The organism is Paraburkholderia solitsugae (assembly GCF_013177695.1).
Lineage (GTDB): Bacteria > Pseudomonadota > Gammaproteobacteria > Burkholderiales > Burkholderiaceae > Paraburkholderia > Paraburkholderia solitsugae.
In genome coordinates, this window is record NZ_WOEY01000027.1 from 21752 (window position 1) to 42029 (window position 20278).

Annotated in this window: 20 protein-coding genes and 1 tRNA gene; 8 read left to right on the forward strand and 13 right to left on the reverse strand. The window is 61.9% G+C overall.

What is annotated here, in order from left to right:
* Nucleotides 1-3 precede the first annotated feature (3 nt).
* Nucleotides 4-1473 carry a Y-family DNA polymerase gene (locus tag GNZ12_RS06800; protein ID WP_216673122.1) on the reverse strand — a complete coding sequence of 490 codons (1470 nt, stop codon included), beginning with the start codon at nucleotides 1471-1473 and terminating at the stop codon, nucleotides 4-6.
* Nucleotides 1403-2110 carry a translesion DNA synthesis-associated protein ImuA gene (gene imuA / locus GNZ12_RS06805; protein WP_172309623.1) on the reverse strand — a complete coding sequence of 236 codons (708 nt, stop codon included), beginning with the start codon at nucleotides 2108-2110 and terminating at the stop codon, nucleotides 1403-1405. The genes GNZ12_RS06800 and imuA overlap by 71 nt, the downstream gene beginning before the upstream one ends.
* Nucleotides 2111-2197: 87 nt before the next feature.
* Between imuA and GNZ12_RS06810 the strand changes: the two genes are divergently transcribed.
* On the forward strand, nucleotides 2198-2482 hold the full coding sequence (locus GNZ12_RS06810; protein ID WP_172309624.1) for a hypothetical protein: 285 nt from the start codon (nucleotides 2198-2200) through the stop codon (nucleotides 2480-2482).
* Between the two features lie 2059 nt (nucleotides 2483-4541).
* Here the strand turns inward: GNZ12_RS06810 and GNZ12_RS06815 are convergent.
* The gene (locus tag GNZ12_RS06815; RefSeq protein ID WP_172309625.1) at nucleotides 4542-4745 is read right to left on the reverse strand and encodes a helix-turn-helix transcriptional regulator; all 204 of its coding nucleotides are present in this window, start codon (nucleotides 4743-4745) and stop codon (nucleotides 4542-4544) included.
* 777 nt (nucleotides 4746-5522) lie between these two features.
* Between GNZ12_RS06815 and GNZ12_RS44180 the strand changes: the two genes are divergently transcribed.
* Nucleotides 5523-5825, forward strand: coding sequence for a hypothetical protein (locus GNZ12_RS44180; protein WP_235993630.1), 303 nt, complete (start codon nucleotides 5523-5525; stop codon nucleotides 5823-5825).
* 126 nt (nucleotides 5826-5951) lie between these two features.
* Here GNZ12_RS44180 and GNZ12_RS06825 read toward each other — a convergent pair whose 3' ends face one another.
* The 6 genes from GNZ12_RS06825 to GNZ12_RS06850 all read right to left on the reverse strand — a co-directional run bounded on the left by GNZ12_RS06825 (nucleotide 5952) and on the right by GNZ12_RS06850 (nucleotide 9987).
* Nucleotides 5952-7190 carry a tyrosine-type recombinase/integrase gene (locus GNZ12_RS06825; protein ID WP_172309626.1) on the reverse strand — a complete coding sequence of 413 codons (1239 nt, stop codon included), beginning with the start codon at nucleotides 7188-7190 and terminating at the stop codon, nucleotides 5952-5954.
* A 166-nt stretch (nucleotides 7191-7356) separates the two neighbouring features.
* Nucleotides 7357-7432: transfer RNA gene (locus GNZ12_RS06830), tRNA-Ala, on the reverse strand.
* Nucleotides 7433-7520: 88 nt separating this feature from the next.
* Nucleotides 7521-7871: a c-type cytochrome gene (locus GNZ12_RS06835; RefSeq protein ID WP_172309627.1), complete on the reverse strand. Its 351-nt coding sequence runs from the start codon at nucleotides 7869-7871 to the stop codon at nucleotides 7521-7523.
* Nucleotides 7868-8662, reverse strand: coding sequence for a BON domain-containing protein (locus GNZ12_RS06840; RefSeq protein ID WP_172309628.1), 795 nt, complete (start codon nucleotides 8660-8662; stop codon nucleotides 7868-7870). The genes GNZ12_RS06835 and GNZ12_RS06840 overlap by 4 nt, the downstream gene beginning before the upstream one ends.
* A gap of 26 nt (nucleotides 8663-8688) precedes the next feature.
* The gene (locus GNZ12_RS06845) at nucleotides 8689-9276 is read right to left on the reverse strand and encodes a phosphoheptose isomerase (protein ID WP_120297385.1); all 588 of its coding nucleotides are present in this window, start codon (nucleotides 9274-9276) and stop codon (nucleotides 8689-8691) included.
* A gap of 228 nt (nucleotides 9277-9504) precedes the next feature.
* Nucleotides 9505-9987, reverse strand: coding sequence for a YraN family protein (locus tag GNZ12_RS06850; protein WP_172309629.1), 483 nt, complete (start codon nucleotides 9985-9987; stop codon nucleotides 9505-9507).
* On the opposite strand from GNZ12_RS06850, the gene rsmI reads away from it, so the two are divergent.
* Entirely contained in the window at nucleotides 9986-10864 is an 879-nt protein-coding gene (rsmI, locus tag GNZ12_RS06855; protein WP_172309630.1) for a 16S rRNA (cytidine(1402)-2'-O)-methyltransferase, read from the forward strand. The two genes, GNZ12_RS06850 and rsmI, sit on opposite strands and share 2 nt — an antisense overlap.
* A gap of 144 nt (nucleotides 10865-11008) precedes the next feature.
* Here rsmI and GNZ12_RS06860 read toward each other — a convergent pair whose 3' ends face one another.
* Nucleotides 11009-11587, reverse strand: a complete 579-nt coding sequence (locus GNZ12_RS06860; protein ID WP_407947683.1) for a septal ring lytic transglycosylase RlpA family protein — start codon at nucleotides 11585-11587, stop codon at nucleotides 11009-11011.
* A 638-nt stretch (nucleotides 11588-12225) separates the two neighbouring features.
* Between GNZ12_RS06860 and GNZ12_RS06865 the strand changes: the two genes are divergently transcribed.
* The 3 genes from GNZ12_RS06865 to GNZ12_RS06875 all read left to right on the forward strand — a co-directional run bounded on the left by GNZ12_RS06865 (nucleotide 12226) and on the right by GNZ12_RS06875 (nucleotide 14045).
* A complete protein-coding gene (locus tag GNZ12_RS06865; RefSeq protein ID WP_172309632.1) occupies nucleotides 12226-12870 on the forward strand; it encodes an MBL fold metallo-hydrolase in 645 nt (214 codons plus the stop codon).
* Nucleotides 12867-13496 (forward strand): 3'-5' exonuclease family protein, encoded by a 630-nt coding sequence (locus GNZ12_RS06870; RefSeq protein WP_172309633.1) that lies wholly within the window; start codon nucleotides 12867-12869, stop codon nucleotides 13494-13496. The genes GNZ12_RS06865 and GNZ12_RS06870 overlap by 4 nt, the downstream gene beginning before the upstream one ends.
* A 90-nt stretch (nucleotides 13497-13586) precedes the next feature.
* Nucleotides 13587-14045 (forward strand): Lrp/AsnC family transcriptional regulator, encoded by a 459-nt coding sequence (locus GNZ12_RS06875; RefSeq protein ID WP_012431468.1) that lies wholly within the window; start codon nucleotides 13587-13589, stop codon nucleotides 14043-14045.
* Between the two features lie 56 nt (nucleotides 14046-14101).
* Here the strand turns inward: GNZ12_RS06875 and GNZ12_RS06880 are convergent, their stop codons facing one another.
* The 3 genes from GNZ12_RS06880 to GNZ12_RS06890 form a co-directional block, all read right to left on the reverse strand.
* Nucleotides 14102-15346: a cation diffusion facilitator family transporter gene (locus GNZ12_RS06880; RefSeq protein WP_172309634.1), complete on the reverse strand. Its 1245-nt coding sequence runs from the start codon at nucleotides 15344-15346 to the stop codon at nucleotides 14102-14104.
* A gap of 259 nt (nucleotides 15347-15605) precedes the next feature.
* Nucleotides 15606-15908, reverse strand: coding sequence for an H-NS histone family protein (locus GNZ12_RS06885; protein WP_074285686.1), 303 nt, complete (start codon nucleotides 15906-15908; stop codon nucleotides 15606-15608).
* Nucleotides 15909-16304: 396 nt separating this feature from the next.
* Entirely contained in the window at nucleotides 16305-16967 is a 663-nt protein-coding gene (locus GNZ12_RS06890; RefSeq protein ID WP_172309635.1) for a HugZ family pyridoxamine 5'-phosphate oxidase, read from the reverse strand.
* Nucleotides 16968-17090: 123 nt separating this feature from the next.
* Here GNZ12_RS06890 and GNZ12_RS06895 point away from each other — a divergent pair, with 123 nt between their 5' ends.
* Together GNZ12_RS06895 and GNZ12_RS06900 are read left to right on the forward strand one after the other, a co-directional pair.
* Nucleotides 17091-18302, forward strand: a complete 1212-nt coding sequence (locus GNZ12_RS06895; RefSeq protein ID WP_172309636.1) for an MFS transporter — start codon at nucleotides 17091-17093, stop codon at nucleotides 18300-18302.
* A 258-nt stretch (nucleotides 18303-18560) separates the two neighbouring features.
* Nucleotides 18561-20207 carry a collagen-like triple helix repeat-containing protein gene (locus GNZ12_RS06900; protein ID WP_172309637.1) on the forward strand — a complete coding sequence of 549 codons (1647 nt, stop codon included), beginning with the start codon at nucleotides 18561-18563 and terminating at the stop codon, nucleotides 20205-20207.
* The last annotated feature ends 71 nt before the right edge of the window (nucleotides 20208-20278 follow it).

Here is a 20278-nt window from a genome sequence, read left to right on the forward strand (position 1 = left end):
GTGTCATCCGAACAGGCCGTGGAGAAACCACCGCTGGTCTTCTTCTGCGTCGCGACTGCTGACGCGCTCACGGTAAATCCAGAAGCAGCTCTGGTCTTCACCTTGTGCGACGAAATAGTCGCGTGTCACCAGTTCACTATCAAACCAGCCGGCTTCGATGCGTTCACCCGGCGACACCATGCGCAGCGGCGACCCGTAGAACGGCCGATGTTTTCGCATCAGCAGGCGCACGGGTTTTTCCAGCAGCCAGGTTGGTCGCGGAAGGCCCTCAGGCAGTGCGGTGCCTTTAGACCGGCTCGCAACGGGGACCCATCGATTTGCAATCTCAGGCCGGTAATCCGCAGTCGGTGCAGGCCGAAGTACGTTTTCATCACCAAGTCGTGCGACCAGCAATTCGACCAGACGTGCGTGCTCCTCGGCCGAGCCACCAGGCTCCGGAAACAGGGTGTCCGATGCAGGTACCGCCGGTTGCACGTTCGATGCATCGAGTCGCAGCGCGATGACAGGCGCAGTCAGTTCAATCCGGCCAAGGCGTTCCTTGACGAGCCGTACAAGATGGTCCTCGCGCCACGTCGGCTCGCCGAGCGCAATCTCGATTGCCGTAGGGACTACCGCCTGCCTGCCGCGCTCATGCTCCAGCAAAAGCGTCGCGCCCGTTAGTGCCAGTTGCTTTGCGCACAACCAGCCACAAAGCTGCACGATGAGGCGATGCGCGCCGAAGAGCGCCGCTTCCGCATGCTCGATACGGTCGGGCATTTCAATGCGGGCAGAAAACGTTGGAGGCAATTCCAGCCAGTCAAACAGCTCCGGCGCCGTGCCGAAAGCGCGGTCCAGCGAATCGAGCAGGTGCTCGCCGCAACGGCGCTGCAGCCCGGCACGCGGCAGTCGTCGCACGTCAGCAATCGTTTCGCAACCAAGTCCTGAGAACCAGTCTCCAAACGGCCGCACCTCCGGCACTGACAGCAGCGGCAATGCGGAAAGTTGCCGCTCAAGCGAGTCAATCTTGAGTACGCGCCGGTTCTTGTGCTTCGCTAGTAGCCACGCGCCCTGACCAGTTGGTGCGGCACTTATCCGCGCGGTCAGTCCAATGGCTTCGAGTATCGCTTTCGCCTGCCGACAGACAGCGAGTAGTCCACCAAACAGACGCAGACTTGCGCCGATGTCTACTACGACAACAGCCTCTTCGAGCACCGCGACATCGGGCGAGAACTGCATGAGCGCCACTGCCACTTCGCGTTGCGTGGCATGTTCACGGCCGACGTCGCGCTCGTACATCTCTACCTCTGGCGCGAGCGTCAACACACCGCCGCGCTTCATGCCAACCCGCACGCCCGCAGACCTGGCTACCCCGTCTGCGATGAGTACCTTGTCCCTGTCCAGGACCACGCAGCCGCGTGCGGGCTCAGGCAGCCACCTTGGTCGGAAGACCTCGAGCTGCAACCGGGGCAGGTGAACGGCGAGAAATACGCGCATGGTGCGAAAACAGGACAGGTGTTGGTTGAAGTGGAATGGACAGAGGCTCTGCGCGTGCTGGACCTCGTCGCTTCGTAATGTCGACGGTCAGACCGTCCCGTTCTGGCCTGAGCGCCAGTCTTAAAACCGCTGGAGAGGCATCCTGTGCTGACGCCAGCGGGCGGACCATGAAGAACAACGTTTCCGAAGACTGTGCTGCGAGATGCAGTCTTCGCAGCGAAGAGGTCTGAACGTATTGCGCCCAGAACAGCAGTGCACCGCAACTGCCGGCGCGCAGAATCTGCTCTGCTGCCCACAATGCGTCCGCTGTCTTCGAGGCCCGAATCTGCATCAGTTGCTCAGGGGAAAGGCCGATGTACTCAAGGCCAAGTCCGTTCGGAACATGCGGCGGTTGCACCATCGCAACCGGTCGCTTGCCCAGCTCGCTAAGCGCAGGGCGCAGCAGCCGCATCTCACCCACGCCGGCCTGCTGGACAAGCAGGTCAACGAGCGCGCCAATAGGCCATCCGCCGCCAGGCAATTCTGCCGACAGCGCCGCATATCCAGTCTCGACCGTACGGCCGCGGCCACGCGCAAGCTGCGACGCCCGCCACAAGGACGGGTGAATTGCTTCCGGAATGGGGGACGGGACAGTCATTGGATTGCGAAAATACCTGTATGGATGTACAGTATCCTACACGGATTTTCGTAGCGGCGAACAGACACTTTTTTCGGGAGACGCTCCATGGATATGCGCGTTCGCAAGCCAGTCAGCCATCCAATGCCCGAGATTGCGGGGTTCGTCGCAGACATGAAAGCGGCGTTTGGCGAGCAGGAAATAGATGAAGCCATTCGCCGCGGCAAGGCGGGAGAGTCGACGTTTTATGCACGCGAAAATGGGCGCGCTGTCGGCACGCCGACGCCTGCTAAACCCGACGTCTGGCTTGTTGACCGCTCAGTGCGCGACCGTCACTACTGCGCAGGGTGCGACGGCTCCTGCGTCGGCACCACGAATTCCTGCCGTACTTAAAACCGGACGCAAACAGAGGGAGAGGTCATGCTTCGATTTTTGGGCGCGGGCGCAATACTGCTTGCAACGGCTTCCACCGGGCTGGCGGGCGAGCACTACGTCGAAATCTGGAATCCGCCTGAAGCCCGACTGATGCATCCACCGGCGAATGGCAAGCCTAAGTCAGACAAAGCGTCACTCCTCTCGCGCCACACGCCGAAAGCAACACCACGCCGGGTTGCTGACCCGGTTGCGAAGTCGGTTCCGAGCGCACGCGCCGGAGCTAGCCCTACGAAACCTATGACTGCGCAGCCGACGAACATCCCTAGAATCATGACGCCAGAGGGTAATGTCCTGCGAGTTTAAGTTCGACGACATGCCAGTCAGGGTGATTCGATGATGGGAGGCGACCGCCTGTCGCAGTAATCTCGCTCGGATACGTCGGCGCCGCGGACGTTTGGCCGGCCGTTCCACTCATTTTGCTGTAAAGCGTCGCATGGAAGCTGACTCGAGCGCACGCGTCTCCAACTATCAAACTTTCGGATGATTCCAGCGGCCGACATGGACGCTCGGTACGCACCAGATTGGCGCGTTCCTAAAGTTCGTGGTGGACGCGTTGCGCCGGGCGTGCTCTGGAGAAGGGCGCTCGGTTTGCGCAGACGATGCGGGACTAGATAACGATAGAATCGCGCGCCACCATGCGATAGTGACCCGCGATTCACGAGCGGCTAGCGTAGAGCAGAACGGCTCGCATTAGGTAGGCGCAACTCAACCGCGACTGACACCCCCATGACTCGGCGGAGGTTCGTTTTTTTCGCGTTTGCCTCGTGATTCGTACTGTGCCAATTTTTTGGATGCTAGCTCGCGTCGCCGACTGAACTCCGCTTTTGTCCCTGGCTTACCCATGAAGCGGTCGAAAGCATGAGCCTGGACCCTTTTTCGCGGGTGCAGCAAAGTGCGTCTGAACAACCAAAACGACGCGACGGCGAACCCAATCGCTACGAAAGGAATGCCAAGGACAACGGCCACGTGCACGTAATTTGCGTTCATCACATTACCCGAAGCCTGTAGTACGACACGAAGGCTGCGACGCCACAGAAAAGGGATGCCATAATTTGCGTCGTCCAACCGTAAGGAACTGTGATATCACCCCCATTTTAGGCGACCAGGAGCAAACGCGCTCCATAAGACAAATGCGAGCGCGGCCATAATTGTGGAGACGAAAACGAGTACTTTGGCGATGCGGTCATATTTTTATTCGGCTATTAAATAGACAATTCGGCCGGGTCGCGTGCTGCATTTCCTTAAGTCTCGCCACCGATTCCAAGAGAAACTGAGGGGCACGGGCGGCACAGGAAGCAGTTTGAGAGGTTTAGGCCAGATTAACCCAGGGACAAGTGGCGCCATTGCGGCCGCCAAAACGGTGGGGCCATAGAACTCTAAAAAGTCACATTCAGGATTACGTCGGACGAAGAGCGCCAGTCGACTGACAATAACATCAAGCAGCAGGCGCTAATAAGCCCAGCCCTCCCTACGGCACTCACGCCCGGAGAGCATTCCGGTCAGCGCTCCTGAGCGAATCACCTCCACCATCCTGTCCGGCAAGACCCCCTGTGACGTCTTCAAGTCTCCGGGCGCCCGCTCTGCTCTATCCGACAGGCATTTTTTATTCGCGCCTTGATGGGCATGGCGATGGGAAAACTTCGGCAAGGAGGTACTTGCCGATTAGTCGGGCTCGGCCGTGAGGGAGAAAATCTCACGCGATGCTTGCCGCCTCATTTCGACCACCCGCTCTGCGGCCAAGGCACGTTTCGACTTCCGGCAGCCACCAACCACTCAATCGCCCCGGCCGGATAGTTCTCCGCCCACTCTCTTGCCAGCAGTGCCACAGCTTCCCACATCGTATTGGCACCAAAGGCACCTATCAGGAGGTGTGCCCTCAACCAGGAATCTTCTTGATAGGGAATGCGAATTGACGACTGCCTCAGCGCGCGCCGAGGCAATCCAACGAAGTCTCGGTAACGAGATGCCGGGCTCCCTGGAGGACTCTCAAACTAAGCCAGCGCCCGACAATTGCGCGCTACCGCGAGGACGGTATGCCTGATACCCCCTGACTGACAAGCCGCTGAATTTCGCTGGCTCTCCAGGCAACACAACGAGGGCCGAGGGAAACCGCCTGTGGATAGCGGCCGCTTTTTACGCCGGCGTACCAGGTGGCACGTGAAACAGGGACCAGCGCCAGCACTTCGGGAAGACGCAACAGGGAGTCATGCTGATTTTGCATTGACTATCTCCATAAAAACGCCCTTGGAGATATGTCCTAATCCACGAATGAGGCCGTGGAAATATAACTATTTAATTTGCCCTCAAACCTGCCGGTGTCGGGCTGACCGGCGGCTATCGCCTAATAACGATAGCTGCATTGTGACTCATCGTCCATTGAACCGTCAAGCAGTTCGAACTATTTTCAAATTTATCTTGGTCGGCAATAAAAGCTTAAACGCCATCCTAAATATGTATTCGAAAGAGAAGCTCGCGCTGACCGGGTTTCTCACGCGGAGCAGACGTTCGCTGTTCAGACGTGGTGACCCCGCGCGCGAAAACGGCAATCTCTACTCACCGAAGCCGTCCAGTCTCTCAACCAGATTGACAGGCGGACACTCATGCGTCCGGGCGACTCCGAGCTTCGCGGCGCACCTCCCCCCGAGGCGGCGCGGGGCAGCCGCGTAGGCGTCAGCGCGCTCCATTTATACTGGCGGTCACCGGTCATTCACGAAACGTGTTCCTGGCAGATTACCAACCCGCGAACGCCGCTAAGTCACTCAGAGAGCGAATGGCATTCCCCAAACCAGATGAGCTTGCGAGCCGTCCATACGTATGCGCGTATTCGTAGACACTGAATTCACCAATCTGAAGGACCGTGAACTCATCAGCCTTGCGCTCGTCACCGACAACGGACGCGAGTTTTATGGAGAGTCGACCGATTTTGAGGTATCCCGCTGCAGCGAATTTTGTTCGCGAGACAGTGCTACCGCAACTCGGCTCTCCGGCTGGGCGCGCAATGCCGCTTGACCAGCGTCGCCTCGACGTGACGGACTGGCTCCACAGCATTCCGGTTCGCGACTGCCGCATTCTCTGCTATGACTATGTCGGAGACCGGGAACTGCTTGAGCGCCTGATGGGCGGCCGGCTTCCGAAGGGATGGCAAACCGAGAATATCTGGACCCGGCTGGACGCAGCGCGACAGGAAGCATTCTTCGCCGAGCACGGACACCATCATCATGCGTTGTGGGATGCCCGTGCCAATCAGGCCAACTTTCAATCAGCCGCGCGCCGGTGGAGTCAGGATGTCGCCGGGCGTTAGCCGGGACGCCCTCCACGTGATACCCGCGCCCCCTCCCGACCTGTTCGAAGACGTGGAAAAAGTGGGCGTTCCGCCAACCCTGGATTTCTCTGCGACGACCAGAGTCGGTAGCGCCGGCAACACGTATTACCGGCCTTCGCGCGGACCAAGCGGCGCGGGCGCAACAGGGGCTTCGCCCTGGTCGCCGTTACGCAGGCGGTCGAGATAGTCGGCCCACTGCTGCATCATCGCCCGGCGCTCGGCCAGGAACTTCGTACGGTTATAGGCGGTACCCAGCGGGTCGGGCACCATGTGCGCCAACTGATGCTCGATAACCTCTGGCTTGAAACCCAGTCCCTCATGCAGGATGGTACGCGCCATGGCCCGGAATCCGTGTCCTGACTGTTCCGTCCGGGTGTTGATGCCGGCCCGCCTGAGCGCGTTGTTGACCGTGTTCCCGGACATCGGCTCCCTTTTGTCATCCCGGCCGGGGAAGACATACGGCCATCGTCCCGTCAACGGATACAGCTCGCGCAGGATGGCGACTGCCTGGGATGCCAGCGGAACGAGATGGGGCGTTGTCGTTTTGCCGACGACGTAGCGCCATTCCGCTGCGTCCAGATGCACCTCGTCCCACCGCATCATGCGTAGCTCGCCAGGCCGGCAAAACAGGTATGGGGCGAGCCGCAGCGCAGCCTTCACCGGAAACGAAGCCCCCACTGCATCCATCTTGCGCAGCAGCGGCCCCACCTGCCGGGGGTCGGTGACGGCCGCAAAGTGGCCCAATTTCGCTGGCTTTAATGCCCCTTTCAGGTTCGGCACCGGGTCGGTCTGCGCCCTGCCGCTCGCCACCGCGTAGCGAAATATCGCCCCACAGTTTTCCCTCGCGCGGTGTGCGGTGTCGAACGCCTTCCGGTTCTCGATGCGCTGCAGACAGCTCAGTATCTCGGGGGCGGTAATGTCGGCTATCGGCCGGTTGCCCAGCCACGGAAAGAGGTCGTTCTGCAGGCGGGCGAGCACCTTGTCCTTGTGGGAGGGGGCCTTGTCCGACATCATCCGCTCGAACCACTCGCGGGCAACCGCCTCGAACGTGCTGGCAGCCTTCGCGAGCCGCTCCGCCTTGAGCGCCTTTTTGTGCTCGCCAGGGTCTATCCCGTTCGCGAGCTGCTCGCGTGCCTCCTCCCGCTTCGCCCGCGCGGCCGCGAGGCCGACGTATGGATACTTGCCGAAGGACAGTTTTTTCTCCCTGCCGTCGAACCGGTACTTCATGCGCCAGAGCTTCGAACCGGTCGGGGTAATCTCGAGATGCAGTCCGCCGCCGTCCCAGAGCTTCTGGGTTTTACCTACAGGTTTGGCGTTCTTGATGGTGAGGTCGGTGAGTGTCATTTGGGGGCATCCTAAAATTAGTATAGGCACCGATGCCCCGAGAGCTGCCCCAAAAGGCGCCCGGATTTCGCCAGACGCCGTTGGACGACGCTGGACGTGAAAAAGGCCGGAAGCCTTGCTGGGCAAGGACTTTCCGGCCTTCTCTGGATTTCGTCAGACTTGTATGTGGTGGAGAGGAGGAGGATCGAACTCCCGACCTTCGCATTGCGAACGCGACGCTCTCCCAGCTGAGCTACCCCCCCAACGTGAAAACAATTCTAGCACAGGCATTTTGCGTTTGGACAAGCCCCCGGCGTGGCAAAACCCGGGGGCAAACCGGGCGCTAAAACATCACTTTGATGGCGCGCCAGCCAGCACCCAATCCACCACCGTGCGAATGTCAGCATCGCTCATCGATTGATGCGCCGGCATTGGAATCATCCCCCATACGCCGGAGCCGCCCTCCTTCACCTTGCGCGCCAATTTTGCCGGCGCTTGCGCATCGCCCTTGTACTTCGTAGCGATCTGCTGGAACGACGGGCCGACCAGTTTGCGGTCTACCGCGTGACAGCCCATGCACGCATTCGAGTTGGCAACGATCTGACCACGCGGCACATCGGCCGCACGCGCTGAAGAGGCAACAGCACCAGCCAACGCGCTAACCGTCAACAGCGCGGCAATGAAAGCAACGCCCCGCTTCACGGCGTCGTCGCGGCCGGATTGCCCGGATGCACCGAGTTCGAATTGCTGACCGGCGCCGGCGGCTGCTGATCGAGCGGACGCGAACTCACCGATGAATCGGGAATCGTACCGACGGTCGGCGCGCTCGCGTCAGGCTGCGAAGCGGCTGCCGGCGCGGCGGCCGCTGCAGCGGCCGCCGCCGCCGCTTCCTGCGGCTGAATGTACTGGAACACCTTCACGACCTGCGTCACACCCGGCACGCGGCTCGCAACGTCGGCGCCACGATTGCCTTCGTCCATGGTGACGAGGCCCATCAGATACACCGAGCCGCGCTCGGCCACGACCTTGAAGTTGTTCGCCGAAATGTTTTTCTCGGCGATCAACGCGGTCTTCACACGCGTCTCAAGGTAAGTGTCGTTCGTGCGCGACGAGAACGAGCTCGCCGGCATGATCGCCAGTTCGTTGACGATCGTGTTCACGTTGTTCAAGCCGCGCACGATGGTCTCGGCGCGTTGCTTCGACACGTCCCCCGCCACTTCGCCGGTCAGCAGCACGCGGCGGTTGAACACCGACACGTTGACGTGCGCGTTGTCGGGCAAATTCTGGCTGATCTGCGACAGTGCCTTCACCTGCAACTCGCGATCCTCGGTCTGCGCGCCGAGCGTGCGCCGGTCGGTCGCCACCAGCGCGCTGCCGCCCGCCGCGCCGGCAACGGCGAGAAAGCAACCCTGCAACGTCGCGGACAGTCCCGCCGCGAACCCGACCACCAGCACGGTTCTCACCAGTGTCTTCTTGACGCGGAATACGCTCATCAACTAGCTCTCCTTCGGAATCAATCTCAGTCTTCGCCCAGCAACATGGCATCGATGCCGTCGCACAGACAATGGATGGTCAGCAAATGCACTTCCTGAATACGCGCAGTGCGATCGGACGGCACACAAATATGGATATCGGTATCGCTCAGGACGTCCTGCATGCGGCCGCCGCCCTTGCCGGTCAGCGCGACCACGATCATTTCGCGCTCATGCGCGGCCTCGATCGCGGCCAGCACATTGGCGGAATTGCCGGACGTGGTGATGGCCAGCAGCACATCGCCCGGCTGGCCGAGGGCCCACACCTGCTTCGAAAAAATCTGCTCGAATGAGTAGTCGTTGGCGATGGCGGTGAGCACGGACGTGTCGGTGGTCAGCGCAATCGCCGGCAAGCCCGGGCGCTCACGCTCGAAGCGGCCGATCAGTTCAGCGGCGAAATGTTGCGCGTCGGCCGCCGAGCCGCCGTTGCCGCACGCAAGAATGCGACTGCCGTTGGCAAGCGCGGCGAACATCGTGTCGATCGCAGCGGCGATCGGCATCGACAGGGTTTCGAGGGCTTCGAGTTTGACTGCCGCGCTATCGCGGAAGTGTTGTTGAATGCGTTCGACTGACATCGAGTCTCTATTTTCTACCGCGAAGGGACCGCAATGCGCGGCCGTGTTGTGAAGTCGTATTGCGAAGTCGTGCCGCTCTGATGAACCATGCCGGCAACGCAGTGCGGATGCGCAAAAACATCGCGAAATGCGCGGCTTCTTCGCTGCTTCCTTTATGCCGGCGGCGTCCACGAGGACCGCACGCGAGCGCAAGTTTATCGCACTAACACGCCTTTTCCGCGCCCTGCATCAGACTTCGTCGGCGCGAAATGCATCGCGCAGCCACACGAGCCGGCCCGCTTCGAACGCAACCACGTCGAAACGGCACGCGGGCTCATCATGCGAACGCCTGCTGCGGGTTGCCAGATAATGCCGCGCGGCACGCACGATCCGCTGCTTCTTTTGCCACCCGATGCTCGCTGCCGCGCCGCCGTAACGCTGCTGCCCACGCGCGCGAACTTCGACGAACACCAGCGCGCCGTCACGGTCGCGCATCACCAGATCGATCTCACCGCCACGGCACAGCACATTGCGCGCGACGAAACGCAAACGCTGCCGCTGCAAAAATTCCATCGCACGCGCCTCGAAAGCCGCGCCGACGAGTTTGGACCCGGTTGGTCTCGAAAAGTTGTGGCCGTCGGCCCGCGCACTCACCTGCCCACCACCCGGTTCACGCGCCACTGCGTGGCACAATGGCGGCCTCGTTCTGTCTGTCTGCGTCTTCTGCCTCATGACTCCTCTCTCCGAACTCGCGCAAGGGCAGCAGTACCCAGCCGCCGCGCTGTATGTGGTGGCCACGCCGATCGGCAACATCGCCGACGTTACGCTCCGCGCGTTGCATGTGCTCGGACTGGTGGACCGCATCGCCGCCGAAGACACCCGCAACACGGGCCAATTGCTCGCGCGCTACGGCATCTCGAAGCCACTCGTCGCGGTTCATCAGCACAACGAGCGGGCCGCTGCGCTGCGCCTGATCGAACATCTGCAAGCGGGCGAACGCGTGGCCTACGTATCCGATGCGGGCACGCCCGGCATCTCGGACCCCGGCGCGAAACTCGTCGACGCCGTGCGCGAAGCCGGTTTCCCGGTCATTCCGCTGCCCGGCGCCAGCGCGCTCGCCACCGCGTTGAGCGCGGCCGGCGACTGGGTCGCGACGTTCTCGTTCCTCGGTTTCCTGCCGCCAAAGGCAAAAGCACGCGCCGCCGCACTGCAACCGCTCGTGCGCCATCCGCACGCGATGGTGTTCTACGAAGCGCCGCACCGGATCGTTGAAACGGTGCAAGCGCTGGCCGACGCATTCGGCGGGGAGCGCAAGCTGCTGATCGCACGGGAGTTGACGAAGTTACATGAAGCGCTGCACCGCGGCACCCTGGCCGAAGGGCCAACGTGGCTCGCTGCCGATCCGAACCGGCAACGCGGCGAGTTCGTGCTGGTGGTGGAAGGCGCGCAGCCGGAAGCCGCGGGCGAACACGATCACGACGCGTTGCTGGGCATCCTGCTGGAAGAGTTGACGGTAAGCAGCGCGGCAAAAGTCGCGGCGACCCTCACTGGGGCGTCGCGCAACGCGCTCTACACGCGCGCTTTGGCCTTGAAGAAAGACGAGGAATAAACAGACGGGCAAACGAAAAGGGCCGCGCGATGCGGCCCTTCGTCTTTCGGCAAACACGGCATGAATTGCCGCCGTGCAGCCCGGCGTCACGAACGCGCTTCTTGCGCGCCCGCGGCCACTACATTACTGCTCTGCGGTCGAACCCTAGTTCGACGCCAGTGTTTGATTCAGCTCAGCACGGGCTTCCTGCTGCGTCAAACCTTCGATCTCGACCCGCGCCGTACCGGCATGGCGCATGTGGAGCGCGGTTGCGGCGGCCATCGACAGGTCAATGATCCGGCCACGCGCATACGGGCCACGGTCGTTGATCCGCACGACCACGGAGAGCGCGGTGGCCGGATTGGTCACGCGAACATACGAGCCGAGCGGCAGCGTACGATGCGCCGCGGTCAGCGAGTGCATATCGAAACGTTCGCCGTTGGCGGTGAGGCGGCCATGGAAGGCGCGACCGTACCACGAAGCGCGACCGGTCTGATGAAAGTCCGAAATGCTGGAACCATCGTCAGTAAGCGGCTTGGCATCGGCCAGCGGCGTGCCCTTGGCGGCTGCGTCGGATGCCGGTGCGCTACCAAAAGCTTGTGGGCCGAAGGAGCCTGCCTGCGTATTCTTCGTGCTAAGCGGTGCGTCGCTTGCGGAAGTGCTCGCGCCCGGAGGCGTGGCGCAGCCGGCCAGCACAAAAAAGGCAAAAAGAGTCCCCAGACCACGGGTTAACCGAGTTTTCATAAGACATGCAATCAAATTGTCGAGCCGCATCACGCGAAAAGTTGAGCGTGTTGCCTGCGACTCCGGCGGCAATGGACGACAACGCGCCGCGCAGAAAAGCGCAGTACGTCAAAGCCCGGATGCGGCTACCCAGCCGCTACCGCACGGTTAATTTTCACGTCTGGCGCAACCTGTCCCCGGCAGCCTGACCAGACCCCACATGCCGCCATCGAACGTGGCAAACACGTTCTTGCGCGCGGAACTCAGCGCACAGGAACGGCGGCGTAGGCCCCACCCAGCGTCACGGCAGTTAAGTCCGTTGCAGGCGCGCGGCGCCTGGCTGGGTAAGACGTGTGCATCGAAAGCATCGATACCTGATGGCCGCCCATAACTGCGACAGCCCATACTTGAGTGGCAATCCGCGTGCCCATTTTTGATGGGGACGCATCGCCGTGTGGCATGCACAATTCCTTGTGCATGGAGCGCATTATACCCAAAAGAAAATTTTGGAATGGCAAGCGACTGAAAACCTTGATGAATTTTCACTTCTGCTGCAAAAATGGGCAGCCGAAAGCCCGCTGCGACGGGGCCTCAGCGCCCTCGACGAGCGTTGACGAGACGCCGGTACAATCAACGTTTTTCCAGCGGCGCCGTCACTCATGAAAGTCACCTTGATCCCTGTCACGCCGTTCCAGCAGAACAGCTCGCTGCTCGTTTGCGAGGCAACCGGACGCGCGGCCGTCGTCGATCCGGGCGGCGACCTGGATGTCATCCAGGGTGAAATCGCACGCCAGAACGTGACGGTTGAAAAAGTATTCCTCACGCATGGCCACATCGATCACTGTGCCGGGGCGAAGACGCTCGCCACGCATTACGGCGTGCCGATCGAAGGTCCGCATCCCGACGAAAGCTTCTGGCTCGACAAGCTGCCGGATCAAAGCACGCGCTTCGGCTTTCCCGCCGCCGAGGCATTCGAACCGGACCGTTGGCTGCAAGACGGCGAGACCGTGCAATTCGGCAACGAAACCCTCGAGGTCTATCACTGCCCCGGCCACACGCCGGGCCACGTGGTGTTCTTCAGCCGCGCGCATCGGCTCGCGCTAGTAGGCGACGTGCTGTTCGCCGGCTCGATCGGCCGCACGGATTTTCCGCGCGGCAATCATGCCGACCTGATCCGCGCGATCCGCGAAAAACTCTGGCCGCTCGGCGACGACGTCACCTTCGTTCCGGGTCACGGTCCCACCTCGACGTTCGGCGCCGAGCGCCGCACCAATCCGTATGTGGCCGACGGAGTCAAAGCATGAGCAGCGAAATCTATGTAAGCACCGATGTCGAAGCAGACGGCCCGATTCCCGGTCCGCATTCGATGCTCAGTTTCGCCTCGGCCGCGTACACGGAAGACAAGCGGCTGATCGCCACCTTCTCGGCGAATCTCGACTTGCTCGACGGCGCCAAACCGCATCCGGTGCAGGAAGCATGGTGGAAGACCCAGCCGGAAGCATGGGAAGCCTGCCGCAAGGATTTGCAGGATCCGCTGGCCGCGCTGACGGCCTATGTCGAATGGGTCGAGGCGTTGCCGGGCAAGCCGGTGTTCGTGGCAATGCCGGCCGGCTTCGACTTCACCTATATGTTCTGGTACATGATGCGGTTTGTCGGCCGTTGCCCGTTTTCGTGGTCGGCGCTCGACATCAAGACGCTGGCCTTCGCACTGACCGGCCTGCCGTACCGCAAGAACATCAAGCCACGCTTCCCGAAACACTGGTTCGACGAGCATCCGCATACTCATGTCGCACTGGACGACGCGATCGAGCAGGGCGCGCTCTTCTGCAACATGCTCAAGGATCTGCGCGCCGTTCAGGCGGCCACGCTGGCGGCCGGTCGAGATGGGGGCGACTCAGGACAAAACGCCGCTGAGGAACCGGCAAATTAGGCAATCTCCCTCGCCGAAGCCGTTTTACATTGCGTTTCGTTTTCGAGCCCTCTACCATGCGTTGATACGGCGACGCAAACGGAGGCGCAGTTGACACTCGATACGTTCTCTCAAAAAATCCTGCGCCTGCTGCAGCTCGATGCACGCCGGTCCGTGCAAGAGATTTCCGACCAGGTCGGTCTGTCGAGCACGCCATGCTGGCGGCGCATCAAGGATATGGAGCAATCGGGGGTGATCCAGCGCTACACAGCATTGCTGGATCGTGAAAAGTTGGGCCTGCACGTGTGCGCGCTCGCGCATATCCATCTCACGCGCCATACCGAGGGCGGGGTCGAACAGTTCGAGCGGGAAATCGCCACCTGCCCGGAGGTCACCGAGTGCTACAGCACGACCGGCGAATCCGACTACATCCTCAAGATCGTCGCGCCAGACATCAAGGCGTACGACAGCTTTCTGCACGAACGCATCTTCAAGATTCCCGCCGTCGCGCAGGTTCGCACGAGCGTCGTGCTGCGCGAGATCAAATTCGATACGCAATTGCCGCTATAAGGCCGTGAAGCCGCAGCTCGCGCGCTCCCTGTGGGGCGCGCGGCTAGTGACGTCAGTCAGGTGGCGCCGTGCGATTCCGCAGCCTTGGCGGGGGCGATCGCCTCGCCGGGCCCTGCTTCCGTCGAGGTACCGCTTTCAGCCCGCAATGCGTCCACCTCCTGCAGCACGTCCAGCTTGCGGGCACCCAGGCTGCGCCTGAGGGCGTCGAGATCGACACGAGAAAGACTGGGTGCATCGTTTTCGGCCGTGCGCAAATCCGGCGGCGCCAGGACCACTTCGACATTGAGCCCCGTGCTCAAGTAGTGGATATTGACCGACGCGGGCTTCAGGCCGGCCGCGGCGAAAGCCGCATTGACTTCGCCGACGACCCGCTCCCGGTTCGGCAGATTGACGGTCGGGCGCGCAACCGCGTCGTTCTCCGGGTCGACATGGATCAGCGCGTCGAGCACGCGACTGTCGGCCAGCACACGCAAGCGCGCCGATTCGGCGATGTAGTGCCCTTCCGATACCGAGATCAGCGGGTCGACCAGAATATGCGCGTCGACGAGCGCGAAGTCACCCATCTTGCGGGTGCGCATTTCATGCACGTCGCGCACGCCAGGCGTCGCGAGCAACAGCGCGCGCATGTCGGCGGAGGCGGTTTCGTCGAGCGCGCGGTCGGAAAGATCCTGCAGCGCATCCCAACCGAACGTCCAACCCATGCGCGCCACCATGAAACCGACAATCGCCGCCGCGATCGGATCGAGCAGACGCACGCCTGCGAGGCTGCCGATAATGCCGAGCGCGACTACCAATGATGAAGCGGCGTCCGAGCGTGCGTGCCATGCGTTCGCAATCAACATCGCGGAACGCACGCGTTGCGCTTCACGCAGCATGTAGCGAAACAGGCTCTCTTTGGAAATCAGCACCAGCACGGCGACCGCGAGCGCACTCATATGCACGGCGGGGATGCTTTGCAAGTCGGCGAGACGCGTCCCGGCGCGCCACAACATACCGACGCCAACCGCGATCAACAGCGCACCCAGAAATAACGAAGCAACCGTTTCATAACGGCTGTGTCCGTAATTGTGATCCGCATCGGGCTCGGCGCCGCTGTGCCGATTAGCGATCAGCACGACAAAATCGGAAATCAGATCGGCTAGCGAATGGATACCGTCGGCAACCAGCGCCTGCGAATGGGCAAACACCCCGATGACGATTTGCAGCGCCATCAGCACCGTATTGAGCACAATACTGACAAAGGTGCTTTTTCGCGCGACGCGATGTTTCTCGGTGGACTGGACAGCGGTGGCGGAAGGCATCTTAGAAACGAAGTGAGAAGTTCAATGCCTGCATTCTACCCGGCGCACCTCGGAATGCGCTGAAGAGACCACAAAAAAACCTTTTAAATCAGCCGCTTATCTAAACGAAAAGCATTCGTGTTCCGGTTTCGTGGAGCGCGTGTGACAAAGAGTCACAACAATTTTCCGAGGCAATAAAAAAAACCGCGCCCTGGTCGGTACGCGGCTTTTTCTGGCAGCAGCGGCGCGCTATAAGCGCCACTGATTGACCATATAAATATTACTTCTGGATCAGAAACTTCTCGCGATCCAGACCTGCGATCCAGCGCGGCGGCTTGCCGCGGCCCGACCACGTGCTGCCGCTATCCGGGTCACGATACTTCGGCGCGACGCCTGCACGCGGGCGACCGGCTTTAGCAGCCTTGGCACCGCGGCCACCACCGAGTTCAGTCAGCGTAATGCCGTAATCGGCCATTTTCTGCTTGATCTCATTCAACACTTCTGCGTACTCGCGCGACTTTGCTTCTTCGATCTGCTTTTCGAGCTTCTCGCGCTGAGCGAGTAGTTCCTTGTAGGACGACATAGGTTCCCTTGTGATTTGGATAAATGACTGCCAGTCTTAAGCCAGCTTGCCCTTTGAAGGTGATCATGCCTCGGAATTTGATGGCGAGATTAACACAAAATAGAAAGACTACAAAAGCGCCGTCGTAAAAAGTAATCCCAATTCGTTTCAATAAATTTCGCTAGAACGCGATGTTACGCGGACCCTTTCAAATAGATAATTTCGCATTTTGCTGAAAAGCGTGGCCGCAGGTCCGTAATTATTAGATTAACTATCAAAAAATGAAATTTAAGATGAGAAATTAGCGCCAACATTTCATGCCATGAGAGCTTTTACATGAAATGTCGGAGCATATTGCGACACACGCTCGACTCCGTTATTACGGCATGAGTGTTTTCCCGAAACAGCAATCAAAACTCAATTAACGTAGCGCTGGATGCAATCTTCGAGCGCCGCATGCAAGGTTTCGGTATTGAGTTTGGCGTCGTCGAAGACGAAACGGATGCGCGCACCTTCCCGCTTCAGATCGGCGCCATATCGATCGACGCCGAGCAGTTGAAGTCCCCCGGCGCCCGAGGAATGACCAGCGAAGTGCGTGATCAGCGCGTTTTCTTCATTGAAGCCGAGTGGCGGCAGTGGATCGAGTTCGGCGCCGCCGAGCCAGCCCATTGCGCCGAAGCCGCCAATGTAGCGCAGCCGTTCGAGCCTCATTGCCCAGAACGTGAAATCGCCGAGCACCAGGTAGCGTTCCGCGTCCGGGTGATAGCGCAGATAGCGCTGCACGACTTCGGGCGTCGGGTCGACCGGTTCGAACGTGCCGAGCAAGGTCACGCGCTGGCCGCTAAGCACGTCACCGTCGGGCGCGTCGACGACCAGAAAGCCGGCGCGCGGATCGGCGTGCAGGTTGTGCGTATGCTCGGCGAGCCGGCTCACGAGGATCATCGGGCGATGCTGCGGGTCCGGTGCAAACGGCAGCACCGAAGGATACGGAAAACCTTCCGGCTGACGCGCGTGGGTAGCAAGCGTACCGATAGCGGCGCTATGCAGCAGATGCAAGGGAGCATGAGCGGGAATGTTCAAGTGCGCGTTCCTCGATGAATAAGCATTGGATCAATCCACTCCAAGCATAAGACAGCGCGCTTCGTTAGAATCGGAAATTCGCTTTCAACGCGCTTTCTTGCGCGGCCCCTCCACGAGAGTTCAGTGTCCGACCGCTCCTCCGAATTCGCCGCCCTCCCCGCTGCCCATCGCGATCTCTCCGACACCGCACGGCAGCGCGCCCGTATCGCCACGATGGCGGTGTTCTTCATCGCCGGCATGATGTACGCGTCGTGGGGGGTGCATGTGCCGACCGTGCGCGACCGCTTCCATCTGAATGCGGCGTTGCTCTCGTTCGCGCTGCTGGCCGTGGCCGGCGGCTCGATCGGCGCAATGGCGGCGAATGCTTCGTGGATCGCGCGGGTTGGCACGCGCCGCGCCTGCCTGACGGGCGGTCTCGTGATGTCGGCGTGTGCGGCGCTGATCCTGATCGTGCCGGCTTACTGGATGTTGCTGCTCGTGCTGGCGATCTTCGGCGCGGGCATGGCCACGCTCGACGTCGCGATGAACGCGGAAGCCAGCGCTGTCGAGAAGGCGCTCGGCAAGCCGATCATGTCGTCGCTGCACGGCATGTTCAGCGTCGGCGGGATGTTCGGCGCGGCAGTGGGCGGCGCCTTGTTGGCGCGCGGCATGGCGCCGGCTGTGCATCTCGCGCTGGCTGCGGCAGCCAGCGCGCTGGTGCTGATCGCGGCCTGCCCTTCGGTGCTGCCGCACGTGCCGCACGCTGACCATCCCGACGCCGCCACACCACGCGCCAACCGCTGGCGCTCGCCGGCCTTGTGGGCGCTCGGCGCGATGGCGCTGGTCGCGCTGATCGCCGAAGGCGCGATGTACGACTGGGCGACCGTCTACATGCGCGACGTCGTGCTGTCCACGCCGGCCCTCGCGAGCGCGGCCTACGCGGCGTTTTCAGGCGGCATGGCAGCGGCGCGTTTCGCCGGCGACGCCGTGCGCGCACGCTTCGGTGCACCGCAACTGGTGATGGCGAGCGCGTCGCTCGCCTGCGCGGGGATGGTCGGTGCGCTGCTGCTGCCGAACCCGGTCGCCGCCCTCATCGGCTTCACGCTGATGGGTCTCGGGCTCGCGAATATGATGCCCGTGCTATTCGCTGCGGCGGCGAGCGTCAAAGGCATTCACGCGGCCGAAGGGCTCGCGCACGTGGCCGGGCTGGCGTACTTCGGGCTGTTGTTCGGGCCGGTGATCATCGGCGCGGTGACGCAGGCGACCAGCTTGCCGATCGGTTTGTCCGTGGTGGCCGTGTGTTCGGCGCTGATCGCGATCGCGGGTCCGAAGGTGCTGAGGCGTTTGAAGATCTGACGCAGACGGGCGCTGCTGCTGCATCGGCGAATGTCACGCCATACGAAAAGTCACAACCTTACGTTACGTTACGCGAGGCCTGCACGCTGATGTGTTCCCCACCACATCGGTGGCATCAACACGTTCCCTGCTTCACATCAATACTCACAACCTGTTGATTCATATGAATTTAATCTGTTAATTGGCCGTTCAAACAGAAATGGCATAGGCCTTGCAGTTAGCTCCCCAGCCAGTGTCCAAATTACGGGGGAGCAGACCATGAATCGCAATTTCAAACTGTCGGCGATCGCCATGTGCGTGACGTCGATGATCTTACTGACCGGATGCGGAAGCACGTTGACCCTGCCGGGCGTCAAGGCCGGTTCGGGTAGTGGTTCCGGCAGCGGCTCGGGTTCCGGCTCGGGCTCAGGTTCGGGAAGCGGAACTCCGACGCCCACGCCAACACCCACACCGACGCCTACACCCACGCCGACTCCGACTCCGACTCCGACGCCCACACCGACACCGACGCCGAGCAGCGCCAATCCAATCGGCGTCGTCGTCCAGAACACAGGCAATGTGATTGGCGCGACCGGCCAAACCGTCTCTGCGATCGGCAGCCAGATCGGCCTCACGCCGGTTCCCGGTGCGAATCCCGCCACCACCACCGCGCTCGGCAACGTCGTCTCGAACCTCGGCGCAGGTGTCACTGCGGTCGGCACAGGCGCGGCGAACGGCCTCGGTCAGCTCGGCAATTCCACCGACCCGCTCGGCACGACGCTGGCGAGCAGCGGCAACCTGGTTTATGACGCAGGCCAGGCCGTCAACAGCGCCGGCCAGCTCGTGACGAGTCTCGGCAGCGGTCCGACCGCGCCGCTCAGCCCGCTGACCACGCCGCTCGGCAGCACCGTCTCGACACTCGGCAATACAGTCAGCGGCCTTGGCACGCAACTGGGCTCACAGCTGACAAACGGCCCGGTCCAGCAAGTCACGCAAACGCTCAGCACCGCGATCACGCCGATCACCAGCACGCTCGCACAAACGACCCAAACCGTCGGCGATACGACCGGTCTCGGCTCACCGCTGAACGGTCTGCTGTCGACCATCGGACATGGCCTCGACAGCGCCGGCAGCCAGCTCAGCAGCGCGACCAACAACCCGATCGGCCAGAACCTCGGCAATGTCGTGACCAAGCTCGGCGACACCGTCACGTCGGCCGGCGGCCTGCTGACCGCGGGCGGTTCCAGCAGCGGCAACCCGCTCGGCGGCCTCACCGGCATCCTGAATCCGGGCGGCAGCGGCGGCGCGACGGGCAACCCGCTGGCGCCGCTGACCAGCATTCTCACCGCTTTGCCCGGTACCTTGAGCGGCGGCCTCACCGGTGGCAGCGGCTCGGGCAGCCCGCTGGCGCCGCTGACCAGCGTCATCAGCACGGTCACCGGCAGTCTCGGTGGCGTAGGCGGCGGCTCGGCCAGTCCGCTGGCGCCGCTGACCAGCGTCCTCAACACAGTGACCGGCAGTCTCGGTGGCCTCTCCGGCGGCTCGAGCAGTCCGCTTGCGCCGTTGACCAGCGTCCTCAGCACGGTCACCGGCAGCCTCAGCGGCGTCGGTGGCGGCTCGGGCAGCCCGCTTGCACCGCTGACCGGCGTGGTGAACTCGGTGACCGGCGCATTGAGCGGCACGACGGGTAGCAGCGGCAACCCGCTGGCACCGGTGACGGGCGCGGTGTCGTCGCTGACAGGCGCGCTCGGGTCGGCTGCCGGTTCGGGTTCAGGCGGCACAAGTGGGACCAGCAACCCGCTCGCGCCGATCACAGGTCTGCTGAGCACCGTTACCGGCACATTGAGCGGTGCGGCGGGCTCGACGGGCGGCACCACGGGTGGCGGTTTGCTCGGCGGTCTGGGCGGTCTGGCGCCGAAGAAGTGACGAATACGAATAACGACAGCAATTAACGGCGCGGCAAAACAAGCGTCGAAGGGGGGCGGCGAGCCGGGTCA